Origin of the sequence: Coprococcus sp. RTP31081st1_H1_RTP31081_211007 (assembly GCF_040227275.1) — a bacterium.
Taxonomy (GTDB): domain Bacteria; phylum Bacillota; class Clostridia; order Lachnospirales; family Lachnospiraceae; genus Coprococcus; species Coprococcus aceti.
Genome location: NZ_JBEHVP010000003.1, coordinates 176261 through 193906 on the forward strand (window position 1 = coordinate 176261; position 17646 = coordinate 193906).

Annotated in this window: 15 protein-coding genes and 1 tRNA gene; 8 read left to right on the forward strand and 8 right to left on the reverse strand. The window is 39.6% G+C overall.

From position 1 onward, the window contains the following. Positions 1–101: 101 nt before the first annotated feature. From gyrA to dnaA, 6 genes are all read right to left on the reverse strand, one after another. Positions 102–2660, reverse strand: coding sequence for a DNA gyrase subunit A (gene gyrA / locus ABUA31_RS07290; RefSeq protein ID WP_349819092.1), 2559 nt, complete (start codon positions 2658–2660; stop codon positions 102–104). Positions 2661–2720: 60 nt separating this feature from the next. Then, the gene (gene gyrB, locus ABUA31_RS07295) at positions 2721–4640 is read right to left on the reverse strand and encodes a DNA topoisomerase (ATP-hydrolyzing) subunit B (protein WP_015534431.1); all 1920 of its coding nucleotides are present in this window, start codon (positions 4638–4640) and stop codon (positions 2721–2723) included. Between the two features lie 2 nt (positions 4641–4642). Beyond that, complete coding sequence (gene recF / locus ABUA31_RS07300) at positions 4643–5743, reverse strand: DNA replication/repair protein RecF (protein ID WP_055145954.1); 1101 nt, start codon at positions 5741–5743, stop codon at positions 4643–4645. A gap of 32 nt (positions 5744–5775) precedes the next feature. Further along, a complete protein-coding gene (locus ABUA31_RS07305) occupies positions 5776–5985 on the reverse strand; it encodes an RNA-binding S4 domain-containing protein (RefSeq protein ID WP_015534430.1) in 210 nt (69 codons plus the stop codon). 14 nt (positions 5986–5999) lie between these two features. Beyond that, positions 6000–7106, reverse strand: a complete 1107-nt coding sequence (gene dnaN, locus ABUA31_RS07310) for a DNA polymerase III subunit beta (RefSeq protein ID WP_349819991.1) — start codon at positions 7104–7106, stop codon at positions 6000–6002. A 398-nt stretch (positions 7107–7504) separates the two neighbouring features. Continuing rightward, on the reverse strand, positions 7505–8872 hold the full coding sequence (dnaA, locus tag ABUA31_RS07315; RefSeq protein WP_022217383.1) for a chromosomal replication initiator protein DnaA: 1368 nt from the start codon (positions 8870–8872) through the stop codon (positions 7505–7507). A gap of 671 nt (positions 8873–9543) precedes the next feature. On the opposite strand from dnaA, the gene rpmH reads away from it, so the two are divergent. The 8 genes from rpmH (at position 9544) to rsmG (ending at position 16520) form a co-directional block, all read left to right on the forward strand. Next, positions 9544–9678: a 50S ribosomal protein L34 gene (rpmH, locus tag ABUA31_RS07320; protein ID WP_004852723.1), complete on the forward strand. Its 135-nt coding sequence runs from the start codon at positions 9544–9546 to the stop codon at positions 9676–9678. Between the two features lie 77 nt (positions 9679–9755). Beyond that, complete coding sequence (gene rnpA, locus ABUA31_RS07325; RefSeq protein WP_022217384.1) at positions 9756–10097, forward strand: ribonuclease P protein component; 342 nt, start codon at positions 9756–9758, stop codon at positions 10095–10097. A 4-nt stretch (positions 10098–10101) separates the two neighbouring features. Then, on the forward strand, positions 10102–10314 hold the full coding sequence (gene yidD, locus ABUA31_RS07330; protein WP_022217385.1) for a membrane protein insertion efficiency factor YidD: 213 nt from the start codon (positions 10102–10104) through the stop codon (positions 10312–10314). Positions 10315–10325: 11 nt separating this feature from the next. Next, positions 10326–11660: a YidC/Oxa1 family membrane protein insertase gene (locus ABUA31_RS07335; protein ID WP_349819006.1), complete on the forward strand. Its 1335-nt coding sequence runs from the start codon at positions 10326–10328 to the stop codon at positions 11658–11660. Continuing rightward, a complete protein-coding gene (jag, locus tag ABUA31_RS07340; RefSeq protein WP_022217387.1) occupies positions 11660–12286 on the forward strand; it encodes an RNA-binding cell elongation regulator Jag/EloR in 627 nt (208 codons plus the stop codon). The genes ABUA31_RS07335 and jag overlap by 1 nt, the downstream gene beginning before the upstream one ends. 183 nt (positions 12287–12469) lie before the next feature. Next, on the forward strand, positions 12470–13849 hold the full coding sequence (gene mnmE / locus ABUA31_RS07345; RefSeq protein ID WP_117549928.1) for a tRNA uridine-5-carboxymethylaminomethyl(34) synthesis GTPase MnmE: 1380 nt from the start codon (positions 12470–12472) through the stop codon (positions 13847–13849). 37 nt (positions 13850–13886) lie between these two features. Further along, positions 13887–15767 carry a tRNA uridine-5-carboxymethylaminomethyl(34) synthesis enzyme MnmG gene (gene mnmG / locus ABUA31_RS07350; RefSeq protein WP_022217389.1) on the forward strand — a complete coding sequence of 627 codons (1881 nt, stop codon included), beginning with the start codon at positions 13887–13889 and terminating at the stop codon, positions 15765–15767. 45 nt (positions 15768–15812) lie between these two features. Further along, entirely contained in the window at positions 15813–16520 is a 708-nt protein-coding gene (gene rsmG / locus ABUA31_RS07355; RefSeq protein ID WP_015534426.1) for a 16S rRNA (guanine(527)-N(7))-methyltransferase RsmG, read from the forward strand. Positions 16521–16555: 35 nt separating this feature from the next. Here rsmG and ABUA31_RS07360 read toward each other — a convergent pair whose 3' ends face one another. Continuing rightward, positions 16556–17518: a 3'-5' exonuclease gene (locus ABUA31_RS07360; protein ID WP_022217390.1), complete on the reverse strand. Its 963-nt coding sequence runs from the start codon at positions 17516–17518 to the stop codon at positions 16556–16558. 38 nt (positions 17519–17556) lie between these two features. After that, positions 17557–17630, reverse strand: a tRNA-Arg gene (locus ABUA31_RS07365). Positions 17631–17646 lie beyond the last annotated feature (16 nt).

Sequence of the window (17646 nt, forward strand, 5' to 3'; positions counted from 1 at the left end):
CGGCTATTTGCACACAATCTGTAAACATCCATGGACATAAAAAAAGATGTACTGTCTTGCATATTACAACACAGTACATCTATCTTTATTTGTGATTATAATTACTCCTCTGAATTACTCTCGGCATCATTCTCCGTATCGTTCTCTACATTCTCTGATACTTCATTTTCTGCTGATTCTGGATTCTCTGAGTCCTCTGCCTCTTCATCTTCATCACTTCTTGCAAGCTTTGCAACAGATGCCACAAATGTGTTGCCATCCTTGCCGATATTCATAAGCTTGACACCTGAGGTTATTCTTCCTATTACAGTTATATCTGAACAATGCATTCTGATCATGATTCCCTCATTGGTCATCATCATAATGTCATGGTCATTTGTCACGGCCTTTGCGCTGACGATGTCACCGGTCTTATCGGTTATCCTGTAACATTTGACACCCTTACCGCCTCTCATCTGAGGGGCAAATTCTGACAGTTCAGTTCTCTTTCCCATACCCTTTGTGGTTACGAAGAGAATCTCATCGCCCTGAACATCAAGCTGCATTGCTATGACTTCATCGCCCTTGTCGCATCTTATTCCACGTACACCCATGGATGTACGTCCTGTATCACGGACACATTCTTCATTGAATCTGATACACATACCCTTGGCAGTTACAAGGAATACATCATTCTCACCGCTCGTTGCCTTAACCTCTATGAGTTCATCTCCCTCATTCAGTGTTATGGCAGCCAGACCGGTCTTTCTTATATTCTCAAATGCCTCTATCTTGGTCTTCTTTACAATACCATTCTTTGTAGCCATCATGAGATACTTCTTGTCAAATCCGGCTATAGGGATTATGGCTGTTACCTTCTCACCAGGAAGAAGCTGAAGAAGGTTGACTATCGCAACACCCCTTGCATTACGTCCCGACTCAGGTATCTCGTATCCCTTCATTCTGTATACTCTTCCCATATTGGTGAAGAACATTATGAAGTTGTGGGTATTAGTAAGGAATATCTCATCGATTATATCGTTGTCGATGGTGTTCATTCCCTTGATACCCTTGCCGCCTCTGTTCTGTACCTTGAAGGTATCCTTTGGCATTCTCTTGATATATCCGAGCTTTGTCATGGAGATAACTATCTCTTCTCTCTTGATAAGCTCCTCATCTGTTATATCATCTGAATATGCAGTTATGGATGTTCTTCTCTCATCACCGTACTTGTCAGCTATCGCTGCAAGCTCAGTCTTGATAACTCCGAGAAGCTTATTCTCATCTGCAAGTATCTCCTTGTACTCAGCTATCTTCGCAATAAGCTCATTGTACTCGTTCTCGATCTTCTCTCTTTCCAGACCTGTCAGAGCACGGAGTCTCATATCAACGATTGCTCCGGCCTGTGCCTCGGAAAGTTCAAATCTTTCGATCAGCTTTGCCTTAGCCTCTCCAACATTCTTTGAATTTCTGATGATCGTGATGACCTCATCTATGTTGTCCAGTGCTATGAGATAACCCTGTAATATGTGGGCTCTTTCCTCAGCCTTGTTCAGATCATACTTTGTTCTTCTTGTGACAACATCCTCCTGATGCTTCAGGTAGTATGTGAGCATGTCCTTGATGTTGAGTATCTTAGGTACTCCATCCACCAGAGCCAGCATGATACATCCAAATGTATCCTGGAGCTGTGTGTGTTTGAAGAGCTGGTTGAGTATTACGTTGGCATTGACATCCTTTCTAAGCTCAATGACAACTCTCATTCCCTCTCTTGAAGACTCATCTCTTATATCTGTGATTCCATCGATTCTCTTGTTCTTGACAAGATCGACCATATTCTTTATAAGAAGGGATTTATTTACCATATATGGTAGTTCGGTTACAACAATGCGGTGCTTTCCGTTGGTCATTGTTTCGATTTCTGTGATTGCACGTACTTTTATCTTGCCTCGACCTGTTCTATATGCATCGTTTATTCCCTGTCTGCCCAGTATCTGTGCGCCTGTAGGGAAATCCGGACCCTTTACTATGTCCATGATCTCATCTATCTCTGTCTCACGTCCTTCTTCCACTCTGTTATCGATGATCTTTATGGCTGCATCGATAGTTTCCTTTAAATTATGTGGTGGAATATTGGTAGCCATACCTACTGCGATACCTGATGTACCATTTACCAATAGGTTAGGATAACGTGATGGTAGTACCACAGGTTCTTTCTCTGTACCATCAAAGTTAGGTGTGAAATCAACTGTATCTTTGTTTATATCTGCCATCATTTCCATGGATATCTTGGAAAGTCTTGCCTCTGTATATCGCATGGCAGCGGCATGGTCACCGTCGACCGATCCAAAGTTTCCATGTCCATCCACAAGTGGATATCTGGTATTCCACTCCTGAGCCAGCTTTACAAGTGCCTCGTATATTGAACTGTCTCCATGTGGATGATATTTACCCATTGTATCACCGACGATACGGGCACATTTACGGTGTGGCTTATCAGGTCCATTGTTAAGTTCTATCATAGAATGAAGTATTCTTCGCTGAACAGGTTTAAGACCATCTCTTACATCAGGAAGAGCTCTGGCAGCGATAACGCTCATGGCATAATCTATATATGAACGCTCCATTGTTTTTTTCAGACCAACTTCATCTATTTTATCAAAAATCTTATCGTCATCCATTTTTTGATTTCCTTTCTCTCGATATCGGTTATGTTTTATCACATTTATTTAATCAATATACTATATATCGAGATTCTTTACATACTTGGCATTTGTCTCTATAAACTCACGACGTGGTTCAACCTTATCTCCCATGAGTACATTGAATGTCATATCGATCTCTGACTCATCGTCATCATCAATTGCCACTCTGAGAAGAATTCGTTTTTCTGGATCCATGGTTGTCTCCCAGAGCTGTTCTGCATCCATCTCTCCAAGTCCCTTGTATCGCTGTATCTTGTTGTTCTGATCTCTTCCGACTTCATCAAGTATACTGTTCAGCTCATCATCACTGTACGCATACCATACCTTCTTGTTCTTCTCCAGCTTGTAAAGTGGTGGCTGTGCCAGATATACATGTCCCTTTCTAATAAGATCAGGCATGAATCTGTAGAAGAATGTGAGGAGAAGAGTTGCTATATGAGCTCCATCCACATCGGCATCGGTCATGATGATGATCTTGTTATATCTAAGCTTCTCTATATTGAAGTTCTCATGGATACCTGTTCCAAATGCGGTGATCATGGCTTTGATCTCTTCATTTCCAAGGATTCTGTCTATTCTTGCCTTCTCAACATTAAGGATCTTACCTCTGAGTGGAAGTATGGCCTGTGTTGCTCTTGATCTCGCTGTCTTAGCTGAACCACCGGCGGAATCTCCCTCGACTATGTAGATCTCACAGTTCTTTGGATCCTTGTCTGAACAATCCGCAAGCTTTCCAGGAAGTGCCATGTTGTCTGAAAGATTTGCCTTTCTTGCAACATCCCTTGCCTTTCTTGCAGCTATTCTGGCTCTCTGTGCAACAGCCGCTTTATTCACAATTATCTTAGCAATCTGCGGATTCTGCTCAAGATAATATGTAAGCTGCTCAGTTACAACACTCTCAACTGCAGGTCTTGCCTCTGAATTACCAAGCTTCTGCTTTGTCTGACCCTCGAACTGAGGATCACTTATCTTGATAGATACAATGGCTGCAAGTCCCTCTCTCAGATCATCACCCGAGAGATTGTCATCCTTCTCCTTGATAATATTATTCTTTCTTGCATAATCATTGAACACCTTTGTTATGGCTGACTTAAATCCTGTCAGATGTGTTCCACCCTCAGGTGTGTTGATGTTATTTACAAAGCTGTATGTGGATTCATTGTATGAATCATTGTGCTGAAGTGCCACCTCAACACTTATTCCATCTCTGACTCCCTCACAGTAGATTACCTCATTGTACAGAGGATCTCTGTGTCTGTTCAGATATGTTACAAACTCCTTTATACCACCCTCATAGTGGAATGATCTTACCTTCTCAGGAATAAGTCTCTTATCTGTAAGACTTATCTTCAGGCCCTTTGTAAGGAATGCCATCTCACGAAGTCTGTTTCTCAGTATATCGTAATCGTATATGTTATCTTCAAATATTGTATGATCCGGCAGGAATGTAACCTTTGTTCCTGATACTCCCTCAGGTGCTTCACCTATAACCTGAAGCTTGTACATAACCTTGCCCTTCTCATATCTCTGCTTGTACACCTTGCCATCTCTGGTAATCTCGACTTCAAGCCATGTTGAAAGTGCATTTACAACTGATGCTCCAACACCGTGAAGTCCTCCGGATACCTTATATCCTCCACCGCCGAACTTTCCGCCGGCATGAAGTATGGTAAATACCACCTCAACAGCAGGTATTCCCTGCTTTTTATGTATTCCAACAGGAATTCCTCGTCCATCATCCACTACGGTGATGGAGTTATCCTCATTTATATACACCTGAATGTGGGTACAATATCCTGCCAGAGCCTCATCTACAGAATTATCAACTATCTCGTATACAAGATGGTGAAGTCCAGTGGAGGATGTACTTCCTATGTACATACCAGGTCTCTTTCTGACTGCTTCCAGTCCCTCCAGAACCTGTATCTGTTCAGCTCCATAATTATCATTTTCCATTGTCATGCTTCCTCCGTTCTTACTCTGGTGGCCGTTCCCTCTACCACGCTATAAACATTGTTGATTATTACCTGCTCTTTAACAAAATCATCATATCCCGTACAGGTTATGATAGTCTGTATATCTTTTATCTCTTCTATCAATGCATCACGTCTGCTGGTGTCCAGCTCGCTCATGACATCGTCCAGAAGCAATATCGGATTATCATTGATTATCCTTTTTACAAGTTTTATCTCCGCCATCTTGAGTGACAGGGCAACTGTTCTCTGCTGTCCCTGTGAACCATATTTTCTGGCGTCTATTCCATTTATGAGAAAACTTATATCATCTCTGTGTGGACCAGACTGTGTACTTGAATATCTGATATCCATCTCAGTCTTTTCCTGAAGTGTCTCATCGAATTTATCTTCATCGACATTGCACTCATACACTATCTCTAGCTTTTCCTTGCCCGATGTGAGATGACTGTGGATCTCCCCAATTATCTCATTCATCATGTCGATAAAATTTCTTCTCTCTTTTATTATCCTCGACCCATAGTCCACAAGCTGCATATTCCACACATCCAGTGTATCCATGAGACTTCTGTTATGATAAATCTGCTTTAACAGATTATTTCGCTGATTGAGTATCCTGTTATATGATGCCAGATTCTGATAATACAATCTGCTTATCTGACACAATTCAAGATCCATGAACCTTCTCCTCTCGGCTGGTCCATTTTTAATGATAGTCAGATCTTCAGGTGAAAAGAATATGACATTGAGAAGACCATATAATTCCGTGGCCCTCCTTATGGGTATGCCATCGATCGCCACTCCCTTATTTTTGCTCTTTCGAAGATGCATATCTATCTTGTGCGATATGTCTTTCTTGTTGACAAATAATCTTATATGACTCTCGTCTTCACCTATCTTTATGATATCTTTATCCTGCGTATTTTTTCTGTGTGACTTCGTAGTCGCTGCCATGTATATGGATTCAAGTATATTTGTCTTGCCCTGGGCGTTATCGCCGTACAGGATATTCGTATTTTTTCCAAATTCTACTTTCACATTACTGTAATTTCTGTAATTACTCAGCTCTATCGACTCTATATACATAACCTTCACCATCTGCAAGATGGCGACCACAATTATTTCTGAATACTTATCTTATCACCATCAAATTCTACTTCATCACCATCATAAAGCTTTCTTCCACGTCTGGTCTCTATCTCACCGTTAACCACAACCAGTCCCTGAACTATGACCTCCTTTGCGTCAACTCCTGACTCCACCAGACCGGCAGCCTTAAGCGCCTGTCCAAGCTTTATGAACTCATCTCTTAACTTGATTATCTCCATATTCTCACCCCTTCTTACTCTTCGTTGATTCCCATAGGAAGGATAAGGTAGATATATGTCTCTGCATCATCCTTGATAACACATGGAGATTTTGTATTGTTGAAATAAATAGTTACATTCTCATCGTCAATTACTCTGAGTGCATCTATTATAAGCTTTGGATTAAATCCAATGACAAGATTGTTACCTTCCTTCTCGATATCTATCTCCTCATTCAGAGAACCGATGAGAGAACTGATCTTGAGACCGAGAGTTCTGTCATCAATGCTGAGTCTGATAGGCTTCTTGTCTGAATCCTTTATAAGAAGAGTTGCTCTGTCCAAACTGTCAAGGAACTCTCTCTTGTTTATCTTCATCTTGATCTGATAATCAACTGAGAGCATATGGCTTATTCTGAAATACTCGCCCTCTATCAGTCTTGAAACAACCTTTGTATTGTCAAACTCAAATAATATATTGTTGTCAGTGAAATAAATATTTACAGGATCATCAACTCCACCGTTCATGATCTTACTTATGTCGCTGAGGGATTTTCCTGGAACTACAACCTTAATGTCTGAATTATCTCCCTTGAGCTCTATATATCTGATGGATATTCTGTGTCCATCCAGAGAAACCACGCTGAGCTTATTGTTTGATACCTCAAATAACTCACCGGTCATAAGCTTATTGTTCTCATTATCTGATATAGAGAATATTGTCTGATTGATAACATCTCTCAGCGCAAACTGAGAGATGGTTATGAACTTATCCTTTGATACAACAGGAAGATTGGAGAAATCCTCTCCTGACTTTCCAGGTATGTTGAACTCAAGTCTCTCACACTTGATAAGTGTCTTGCTGTCCTTATCACTCTCTATAGTTATGTCGCTGTCAGGAAGCTTTCTTATGAAATCTGAGAAAAGCTTTGCCTCGAGTGCAACCTTTCCTTCCTCTATAACAGTACCGTCAACATAACTTTCTATTCCTATCTCCATGTCATTAGCTGTGAGCTTAATAACACCGCCTGCAGCTTCAACCAGGATACAAGACAGTATCGGATGGGTCGTCTTGTTGGAGACAGCCTTTGATACGATATTTATACCCTGAAGTAAGTTAGATTTTCTTATGGAAATTTTCATTTTAAGTGTGATCTCCTTTCATGTCCAAATATAATGATCATCAAAATATGATATGTGTGTATAACTTCAAATAACAACAAACAATGCGAGCGCTTAACTATAAATATATTAAGATAATTAGTAGTATCAGTAGTAGTGCTTTTGATAATGTTGAAAGTGTATCAAGCCCTTACAAATCAAGGCTTTGAGAATTATGTGTCCATGTTACTAATCAATTTTAATCTGTTCATAAACTGACCATTTACCAACATGGCAAAATCCTGTTCATCAGGAGTAAGAACAATTCTCAAACACATAACAACATGTAACAAACATCAAATAACAATATACAATCACGTTATGTTTGTAAGGTTATAAACAAATAAGTGAGTTTATAAGATAAAAATGTGGATAACTTGCTATTTTTGTGGATTAAGCTTCTTGATTATGACGTCAACCATCTCAGCAAATTCCGGATCCTTCTCAATCTTATCTTCAACCTTCTGTATATTGCTGTGCACGGTGGAGTGATCCTTTCCTCCAAATGCATCTCCTATACTCTTCAGACCCTTGTCCGTGTACTTCCTGCACAGGTACATGGATATCTGACGGGCAGTGGCTATATCCTGGCTTCTCTTCGTGGATACGATGTCACTGACTGATATATTAGTATGCTCTGAAACCGTGTTGATAATGAGCTCAGGTGTTATGGTAACCTTGGAATCCTTGGATATGAAATCCTTGAGGACGTTCTTGGCAAGTTCCTCAGTGATCTTGATATCTCCGAGCTCTGAATATACGCTGAGCTTGTTGAGCGCACCCTCAAGCTCACGTACGTTGTAGGTTATATTGTTGGCGATATACTCAAATATCTCCTCGCTGATGATATCGGTAAGTCCCTTTATCTCAGCCTTGTTCTTGAGGATAGCCATACGTGTCTCATAATCAGGAGCGTGGATGTCGATAGGAACACCCCACTCAAATCTTGATCTGAATCTCTCATCCAGAGTCTTGATCTCCTTTGGTGGCTTATCCGACGACAGGATTATCTGCTTACCTTCGTCATGAAGAGCGTTGAAGGTGTCAAAGAATTCCTGCTGCGTACTTGCCTTACCAATCAGGTACTGGATATCATCAATCAGAAGAACATCCACTGTTCTGTATTTGTTTCTGAATTCTTCAGTTTTATTCTTGGAGATTGCTTCTATGATCTCATTCGTGAATTTGTTCGATGGCACATAGAGAACCTTCATATTACTATTGTGCTGGAGTATATAGTGGGCTATGGACTGCATAAGATGAGTCTTGCCCAGTCCTGATCCTCCATACAGGAAAAGTGGATTGAACTTGTCCTGTCCAGGTGAATCGGCAACTGCCAGACATGTTGCGTGAGCGTGCTTGTTACTCTCACCAACAATAAAGTTCTCAAATGTGTAGTCAGGTCTGAGATTGCTCTTGGCAATGGCATCGTTGTAGTCCTCTGAATATGTAGGGGACTTTTCATCCTTTCTCATCTGACTCTCGAGTGTGAATATAACCTGAATTGAATCGTCCTGAAAGAGCTCTCTGAGAACTGTTTCAAGATATATATCAAATAATTTTCTCTTGAGAAATTCTACGCCTCTCTGTCCGTAATCCTCGTCCAGAGTGAAATAGACCTTGTTATCCTCAACGGAATATATCTTGAGAGGTTCGATCCATGTATGGATCATGATATGGGAAATTCCATGTTCATTTTCAAGTATATTCAAAATGTCATTCCACTTGGCTAATATTAAGTCCTTCATCGTAAAAAACCTTCCTCAAAAAAATAATTCTTCCTATTATTAATAACACTATTACATTTTATAATAAATGCACCCCTATTTCAAGCATATTAAGGTCAAAAACAAGATAAATTGCCTTTATTTTGATTTTACATGCTTATACGGTTAGGTACACGTATTTGGGGGTAAAATCAAAATAAACGAGAATAAGGGGCAAAAAATGAAAAAGTTAATAAAAAATCTTATTTGTGTATAATCCACATGGAATGTTGATAACTTTGTTACATAAGTTTCATAATAATTATTATTTTCAAACTTATGTAAATATAAAAAAATGACTGTTTTATATTTGTGAACATCACAAACAGCGATAAATACTGGGTTTTTTAGAATTAAACCCACAAAAGTAAAAAGTTATCAACAAGTTACCAACAAATTGTGGATAACATTATGTAAAGCGACTGGTAACAAAAATTAAATGCTTACAAAAATGTGATTAATCTATGAAACCACAACATTTTGTGATTAATATTAATGTATCCACCTAATTAATCCAGAACGATTCGTCACCTTTATCAAATAGTGGCTGAAATCCTTATAAAATATAGGAAAAACGGCAAAAAAGGCTTGACTCACATTACCTATTTATTTATAATAGGCAAGTAAATTTGTAAAGAAGGAGGTGTTTTGTAATGAAGATGACATTCCAGCCTAAGAAGAGACAGAGATCTAAGGTTCATGGCTTTAGAAAGAGAATGAGTACTGCTAATGGCAGAAAGGTACTGGCCGCTAGAAGAGCTAAGGGAAGAAAGAAATTATCAGCGTAAGGTCACATGGTTGTGACCTTTTTTTATAGGGTCACAGCAACAGTTTTTCTAATAATCAAAGTTTCGGTGGTTACACAATGAGTAAGATGATTACATTAAAAAACAGCAGAGAGTTTGGCAGTGTGTACAGCACAAAGAATTCGGTAGCCAATAAATATTTAGTTATGTATCTGAGAAGCAACGGCTTGGATTACAACAGACTCGGAATCTCTGTTAGTAAGAAAGTTGGTAACAGTGTGGTAAGACACAGGGTAACCAGATTGATTAGAGAAGCTTACCGATTAAACAGAGCAAATATTGATGTTGGCTATGACATAGTGATAGTAGCCAGACCGTCATCAAAGGACAAGAAATGTCAGGACATTGAGAGTGCTTTGATGCATTTGTGTGGGTTAAAGAAGATAAGCCACATAGGGTAAAAAAATGAAAAAAATATTTATTGGTTTAATCAAATTTTACAGGAAGTATTTGTCACCGCTTAAGGGACATGCTACCTGCAAGTATTTTCCTACTTGTTCGCAGTATGCAATTGAGGCTATCGAAAAGTATGGAGTTTTAAAAGGTGGTCTCCTTGCAGTATGGAGGATACTTAGATGCAATCCTTTTTCAAAAGGAGGATATGATCCAGTTCCATAAAGGAGAAAATTATGTTTCTAACTAGAGAAGATGGAATGATACTCGGACCAGTTTGTTGGGTTCTCGGTAAGATATTCAACTGGATATATATGTTCGTTGGATTTATCGGAAATCATATGGGAATCACATATGTCAATTTAAGCGTGTGTGTTATATTGTTCACATTTGTACTGAGAGGTGCACTGTTCCCATTATATTTCAAACAGCAGAGATCTACCAAGATCATGAGTTTCATCCAGCCTGAAATTGCCAAGGCAACAAAGAAATATAAAGGCAAGACTGATCAGGACTCAATGATGAAGCAGCAGCAGGAAACTCAGAAGATCCAGAAAAAATATGGTGTCAGCATGGCATCAGGATGTCTGACTTCGCTTATACAGCTGCCTATATTCTATGGTCTGTACAGGGTTATCCAGAACATACCTGCGTATGTTCCTTCAATGACCAAGAAGTACAGCGAGATCGTGGACATATTGAGTACAAAGACTGATTATATCAAAGCTATAAGTGATGTAGCCGGAGAGTCAAAGATCAGCACTGTGACAATGGCTCTTAAGCAGATGGGAGATGATCCTACAAGAAACCAGATCATTGATGTTCTTGACAAGTTTGCCAAGAGCGACTGGGATAAATTGATAAGTAATCTTGATCTTGCAGGCAATGCTACTCTCACAAGCTATGTTGACCAGTTCCACAACATGAATCAGTTCCTGTTTGGACTGAATATTGCAGATGCACCGGGATGGAAGCTTTCAATAGCTTTGGTGGTTCCTATCGTTTCTGCTCTCCTGCAGTTCTTACAGACAAAGATATCCATGAAGTCATCACAGAATAACAACATGGATAGCAATCAGCAGACAGCCAACAACATGATGAAGGGTATGATGTACTACATGCCTATCATGTCACTTATATTCTGTATAACTCTTCCTATAGCTATCGGTCTTTACTGGATAGTTGGTTCTGTTATTATGATAATATCTCAGCTTATAGTTGATGCTTATTATAATCATCAGGACAAGGATGAGCTGCTTGCAAAGTGTGCCGAGAAGGCTGCCAAGAAGCAGGCAAAGAAGAAGAACCCTGACAAGAAATCTTTCTATGAGAGAATGATGGATGCTCAGAATGGTAACGTTCCAACAGAGAACAGTCAGTCAGAGAATATAAATAAGATGGCTTCTTCAAGACTTAAGAGTTATGTTAATCCTGCACATTCAGTGAATGTTGACAGTGATGATGTAACCCGCAGAGAAAATGTAAACTATAAACCAGGCAGTATAGGAGCTAAGGCGAATATAATGCTTAAGTACCAGAACAATAGCAACGATAAGGGAGGAAATAAATAATGGAATTCTTAGAATTCAAAGGTAAGACCAAAGATGAAGCCCTTATGCAGGCCAGTGTTGAACTTGGAGTCCCTAGTACAGATCTTGAGTATGAAGTTATCAGCGAAGAGACAAAGGGATTTCTTGGTATAGGTTCAAAGCCTTGTATCATAAAGGCAAGAAAAAAGAAGACATTCCTGGACGATGTTAAGGAGTACCTTGACAGCCTGTTCAAGGCTATGGATATCCAGACAGAGATCCAGATGGATTTTGATGAGGAAGAGAATGTTCTGTCTATCAATCTTGAGGGACCAGAGATGGGAATTTTGATTGGAAAGCGTGGACAGACTCTAGATGCTCTTCAGTATATTATAACACTTGCTATCAATAAGAAGAGCGAGTCACGTATCAGAGTTAAGCTCGATACAGAGAACTACAGAGCAAGAAGAAAAGAGACACTTGAGAATCTTGCCAAGAATATAGCATTCAAGGTTAAGAGATCAAAGAGATCATTTGCTCTTGAGCCAATGAATCCTTATGAGAGAAGAATAATCCATGCTACTCTTCAGAACGACAAGTATGTAGCAACCAGAAGCGAGGGCGAGGAGCCATATCGTAAGGTTATTGTATATCTCAAGAAGAAATAATAGTCACGCTGATGCGTGTAAAGATCATCGCAATATTTTATGGTGACAGGAAAGAGATCATTTGAGAAAATGGTCTCTTTTTTGTTGCAGTTTAGTCTTTTTATATGGAAAATGAATTGGTAATGTTGTACACTACATAGATAGGTTGTTTAATCACGGTGAAAGGAAAAGTGTAAGACAGATATGTTCAAGGAAGATACCATTGCAGCTATAACCACCGGTATGAGTAATGCCGGAGTTGGAATAATAAGGATCAGCGGAGACAGGGCATGTGAGATAACAGACATGTTGTTCCGCGCTGCAAATAAAAATAAAAAAGCGGTAAATATGAAATCTTACACTGCTGCATTTGGTGGTGTGTATGAGGATGACAGAATGATAGATGAGGCTATACTTCTGGTCATGAAGGCTCCCCATACGTACACATGTGAGGATGTGTGTGAACTTCAGTGTCACGGAGGCATAGTAGTTCTCCGAAAGATACTTGATCTGGTAATAAAATGTGGTGCAAGGGCAGCCGAACCTGGAGAATTTACAAAGAGAGCATTCCTCGGTGGAAGGATAGATCTGTCACAGGCAGAATCCGTCATGGATATAATAAATGCAAAGAATGACTTTGCAGCCAGAACGTCTGTGGAGCAGCTTCAGGGAAGACTTAGGGATAAGATCATTGATATGAGAGAACAGATTCTGTACAATGTGGCGTTTATTGAATCTGCTTTGGATGATCCTGAACACTATAGTCTGGATGGTTTTCCACAAAAGTTAGAAATAATTGTGGATAACCTTGTAGATAGTGTGGATAACCTTTTGACAACATTTGACAATGGAAAAGTGTTGTCTGAGGGAATAAATACGGTTATTGTTGGTAAACCGAATGCGGGTAAGTCTTCGCTGATGAATATGTTTGTGGGCGAAGAAAGGGCGATTGTAACAGATATGGCCGGCACAACCAGGGATACGCTCAGTGAAGTGATAAATGTAAGAGGTATAACTCTGAACATAGTTGACACTGCGGGAATAAGAGATACAGATGATGTAGTTGAGAAGATAGGTGTGGATAAGGCATTAGAGTCTGTGGATAAAGCTGATCTTGTGCTCTATGTGGTAGACAGTTCAATTGACCTGGATGAGAACGATCACAGGATCATGTCCAGAATACAGGATAAGAATGTTGTTGTGATACTCAACAAATCTGATCTGGAAAAGAAGATAGACGAATCGGATATTAAGAAATATATAGATGCAGATATAATTCAGTTGTCAGCACTGACCGGTGATGGCAGTGAAGAATTGTATGAGCTTCTGAACAGGATGTTTTTTGAGGGTACACTGACATATAATGATCAGCTTTATATCACTAATACCCGACACAAAAATGAACTTGTGTGCACCAAAAATGCGCTGTTAAAGGTTAAAGAAAGCATAGATATGGGAATGGAGGAAGACTTTTTCTCCATTGATCTCATGGATGCGTATGAACATCTCGGTTTGATAATAGGTGAAACTGCCAGAGATGATCTGGCTGATAAGATATTTAAGGAATTCTGTATGGGAAAATAGATTGCAGGATATAAGGTACTGGAAGGAGGACATTTGTATGCCTGTTTTGAATGAAGAATATGATGTGGTAGTTGTGGGGGCAGGACATGCAGGATGTGAGGCAGCTCTTGCAAGTGCAAGACTTGGTCTGAATACTATTATTTTTACGGTGAGTATGGACAGTGTGGCCATGATGCCATGTAATCCGAATGTAGGAGGAAGCTCTAAGGGACATCTGGTAAGGGAAATAGATGCACTTGGCGGAGAGATGGGCAAGAATATAGACAAGACGTATATTCAGTCAAAGATGCTTAATGCGTCTAAGGGTCCGGCGGTTCACTCTCTTCGTGCCCAGGCAGACAAGGCAAATTATTCCAGAACCATGAAGCACACCCTTGAGAATACGGATAATCTCACATTGAGACAGGCAGAGGTGTCGGAAATTATTATCGAGGATAATGTGGTTAAGGGTGTAAAGACATATTCGGGAGCAACTTATTTTGCAAAGGCTGTGGTTCTGTGTACAGGAACATACCTCAAGGCGAGATGTATATACGGAGATGTCGTATATCACACCGGACCTAATGGACTTATGGCAGCTAATTATTTGTCAGATTCCATGAAGAATGCAGGGATAGAGATAAGAAGATTCAAGACGGGAACCCCTGCCAGACTGGATAAAAGAACGATAGATTTTTCTCAGATGGAGGAACAGAAGGGCGATGAGAAGATAGTTCCATTCTCATTTACAAATACTGAGGCGGATATAAGACGTGATCAAATATCATGCTGGCTCTGTTACACAAATGAGAAGACACATGAGATAATCAGAGATAATATAGACAGATCACCTCTGTTTTCAGGCGTGATCGAGGGTACAGGACCAAGATACTGCCCTTCCATTGAGGATAAGGTTACGAAATTCCCTGATAAGACCAGACATCAGATATTTATTGAGCCTGAGGGTGAATATACGAATGAGATGTATATGGGTGGAATGAGCAGCTCTCTTCCTGAGGACGTTCAGTATGAGATGATACACAGCATGAAGGGACTGGAGAATGCAAAGATAATAAGGAATGCTTATGCCATCGAGTATGATTGTATAAATGCCATTAACTTAAAACCTTCTCTGGAGTTTAAGAGTGTATCAGGACTTTTTGGTGCCGGCCAGATAAATGGAAGTTCAGGATATGAGGAGGCTGCAGCCCAGGGTATAATGGCAGGAATCAATGCTGCCAGAAAAGTACAGGGCAAAGAAGCGGTGGTTCTTGACAGATCACAGGCATATATAGGAGTTCTTATAGATGATCTTGTCACAAAAGAGACATCGGAGCCATACAGAATGATGACATCCAGAGCTGAGTACAGACTTCTTCTCAGACAGGATAACGCTGATCTGAGACTCACGGAGATCGGACATGAGATCGGTCTTATAGATGACAAGAGATATGCTGCATTTACAAAGAAGAGACAACAGATAATGGATGAGATACAGAGACTTGAGAGCACCATGGTTGGAGCAAATTCAACCATACAGAAGTTCCTTGAGAATCTTGGAAGTACAGGACTTAAGACTGCTGCATCTCTTGCAGAACTTATAAGAAGACCGGAACTGTCATATGAGGCGATTGATCCAATAGATGAGGGAAGAACCAAACTTCCGGATGATGTTATAGAACAGATAAATATAACCATAAAATATCAGGGATATATAGACAGACAGAATCAGCAGGTAAATCAGTTTAAGAAGCTGGAGAAGAAAAAGCTGCCGGCAGATATTGACTATAATGATATATCAAATCTCAGAATCGAGGCCAGACAGAAGCTGTCTCTCATCAGACCTGAAAATATTGGACAGGCGTCAAGAATATCAGGAGTTTCTCCGGCTGATATATCAGTATTGCTGGTGTATCTCAAGATGAAGGGTAGAGACTAAACTGGTATAGAAGTTATTCAGAATAATTTGTTGAAGGAGAACAATATGGACAGATTAAATTCCATAACAAAACAGTTTGGTCTGGAATTGAGTGATAAGCAGATAGAACAATTTTCAAAATATTATGATATTCTGGTTGAGTGGAATAAGGTAATGAATCTTACAGCCATAACTGAGAAGGAAGATGTAATAATAAAGCATTTTGCTGACAGTCTGCTTCTTTCAAAGTATAAAGATCTTCATGAGAATATTGACGTTATAGATGTTGGTACAGGTGCAGGATTTCCGGGAATTCCTCTGAAGATTGCTTTTCCAGAGCTGAATATAACACTTATGGATTCGTTGAATAAGAGATTAAAGTTCCTCGATGAAGTTATAGATGAACTTGGACTGCAGGATATCCACACTGTTCATTCAAGAGCAGAGGATGGAGGCAGAGATGAGATGCATAGAGAAAAATATGATCTGGCTGTATCCAGGGCAGTTGCCAATCTTGCAACTCTGTCGGAATGGTGTATTCCATTTGTCAAGCCGGGTGGATATTTTGTATCTTATAAGTCAAATGCTTTGCCGGAAGAGATGCGGGATGGAAAGAAAGCAATCAGGATTCTTGGGGGACAGGTCGAGAACATATTTAATACGAATATACCGGAGACCAATAACCAGAGAAGCTTTGTGTTTGTAAAGAAGATTGCAAATACAGACAACAAGTACCCGAGAAAAGCGGGAGCTGCTAAAAAGCCAATAGCATAAAAAAATAAAACAGCCTCAAATGGCTGTTTTATTTTTTAGTTTGAAGATTTCATATGTCTTTTTTCTTTTCTTTTTTCACGAATATCTTCCTGTTTTTGTTTAATTGCCTCTATACCCTGTTTGTCGATAGGTTTTATTGTCTTGTGAACATAATAGTTATTGTTTACAGATTTGAATTTTATCTTGCCACAAAAATAACCATGCATCCAGCATTTTCCAACACACATGTACGATGATGGACTATTTGCAAACCAGTCAATATGTGTCTTGACCTTCTTGCTGCATTTGTAACAACGAATCTGAGTTACTTTTTCATCATCCAGTGCTGCATGTTTATTTCTGAAACCCCTTGAGATATATTCGTACTGGTTATTATGAGATACTTCAATCTCTTCTTCTTTATTCTTAGGTGTTATATAGAGATCAAAGCTGTAAAGCTGATTTATATTCTTGGCTTTCATCTCTTTCATAACAAGTGCGGTGTATCTTGCATCGTTGAGAGCTGTGTGAAATGGTTCATTTTCCGGAATATTCATCTCACTGACCGCTTTTTCAAGTTTACTCATACTCTGAGGTATTCCTGAGGTATTCGTAACGCTTGCATATATACTTTGGAGATTCAGAAACTTAAGTGGCCTAGGAAGCTTGTCCATATAATAAAAGTCCATATTAGTCTGAAGCTCTGTGAGGTCCATAGGTCCCCATGTGCAGAATATGTAATCTTTTCCACACCAGTCAAGAAATTCTGAACAGACTTCCTTGAATCCTCTTCCGAGACTCAGGTCATCCTCATCATAGTTCAGAATTGTTCTGATCTTTGAATGTAATTTCTTATAAATTTTTGGTTTGATAAGACTTGAGTATTCGTCAATGATGTTGAGATTCTTATCTACCTTAACGGCACCAATCTCTATAATTTCAAAAGGCATACGTGGATGTTCACCCATATGCCCATTGTAGCTTTGATTCCATTCAAGATCCATAACAATATAATTCATAGTCATGTCCCTTTAGAAAATTTATTAGTGAAAAATAGTGCACCTGACGGGATTCGAACCCACGACCTTCCGCTTAGGAGGCGGACGCTCTATCCTGCTGAGCTACAGATGCACATCAATTATAAGTG

What these genes read in the sequence shown, in the direction of transcription:
- gyrA (WP_349819092.1), bottom strand. Translation starts at nt 2,660, where the DNA reads ATGGATGACGATAAGATTTTTGATAAAATAGATGAAGTTGGTCTGAAA.
- gyrB (WP_015534431.1), bottom strand. Translation starts at nt 4,640, where the DNA reads ATGGAAAATGATAATTATGGAGCTGAACAGATACAGGTTCTGGAGGGA.
- recF (WP_055145954.1), bottom strand. Translation starts at nt 5,743, where the DNA reads ATGTATATAGAGTCGATAGAGCTGAGTAATTACAGAAATTACAGTAAT.
- ABUA31_RS07305 (WP_015534430.1), bottom strand. Translation starts at nt 5,985, where the DNA reads ATGGAGATAATCAAGTTAAGAGATGAGTTCATAAAGCTTGGACAGGCG.
- dnaN (WP_349819991.1), bottom strand. Translation starts at nt 7,106, where the DNA reads ATGAAAATTTCCATAAGAAAATCTAACTTACTTCAGGGTATAAATATC.
- dnaA (WP_022217383.1), bottom strand. Translation starts at nt 8,872, where the DNA reads ATGAAGGACTTAATATTAGCCAAGTGGAATGACATTTTGAATATACTT.
- rpmH (WP_004852723.1), top strand. Translation starts at nt 9,544, where the DNA reads ATGAAGATGACATTCCAGCCTAAGAAGAGACAGAGATCTAAGGTTCAT.
- rnpA (WP_022217384.1), top strand. Translation starts at nt 9,756, where the DNA reads ATGAGTAAGATGATTACATTAAAAAACAGCAGAGAGTTTGGCAGTGTG.
- yidD (WP_022217385.1), top strand. Translation starts at nt 10,102, where the DNA reads ATGAAAAAAATATTTATTGGTTTAATCAAATTTTACAGGAAGTATTTG.
- ABUA31_RS07335 (WP_349819006.1), top strand. Translation starts at nt 10,326, where the DNA reads ATGTTTCTAACTAGAGAAGATGGAATGATACTCGGACCAGTTTGTTGG.
- jag (WP_022217387.1), top strand. Translation starts at nt 11,660, where the DNA reads ATGGAATTCTTAGAATTCAAAGGTAAGACCAAAGATGAAGCCCTTATG.
- mnmE (WP_117549928.1), top strand. Translation starts at nt 12,470, where the DNA reads ATGTTCAAGGAAGATACCATTGCAGCTATAACCACCGGTATGAGTAAT.
- mnmG (WP_022217389.1), top strand. Translation starts at nt 13,887, where the DNA reads ATGCCTGTTTTGAATGAAGAATATGATGTGGTAGTTGTGGGGGCAGGA.
- rsmG (WP_015534426.1), top strand. Translation starts at nt 15,813, where the DNA reads ATGGACAGATTAAATTCCATAACAAAACAGTTTGGTCTGGAATTGAGT.
- ABUA31_RS07360 (WP_022217390.1), bottom strand. Translation starts at nt 17,518, where the DNA reads ATGAATTATATTGTTATGGATCTTGAATGGAATCAAAGCTACAATGGG.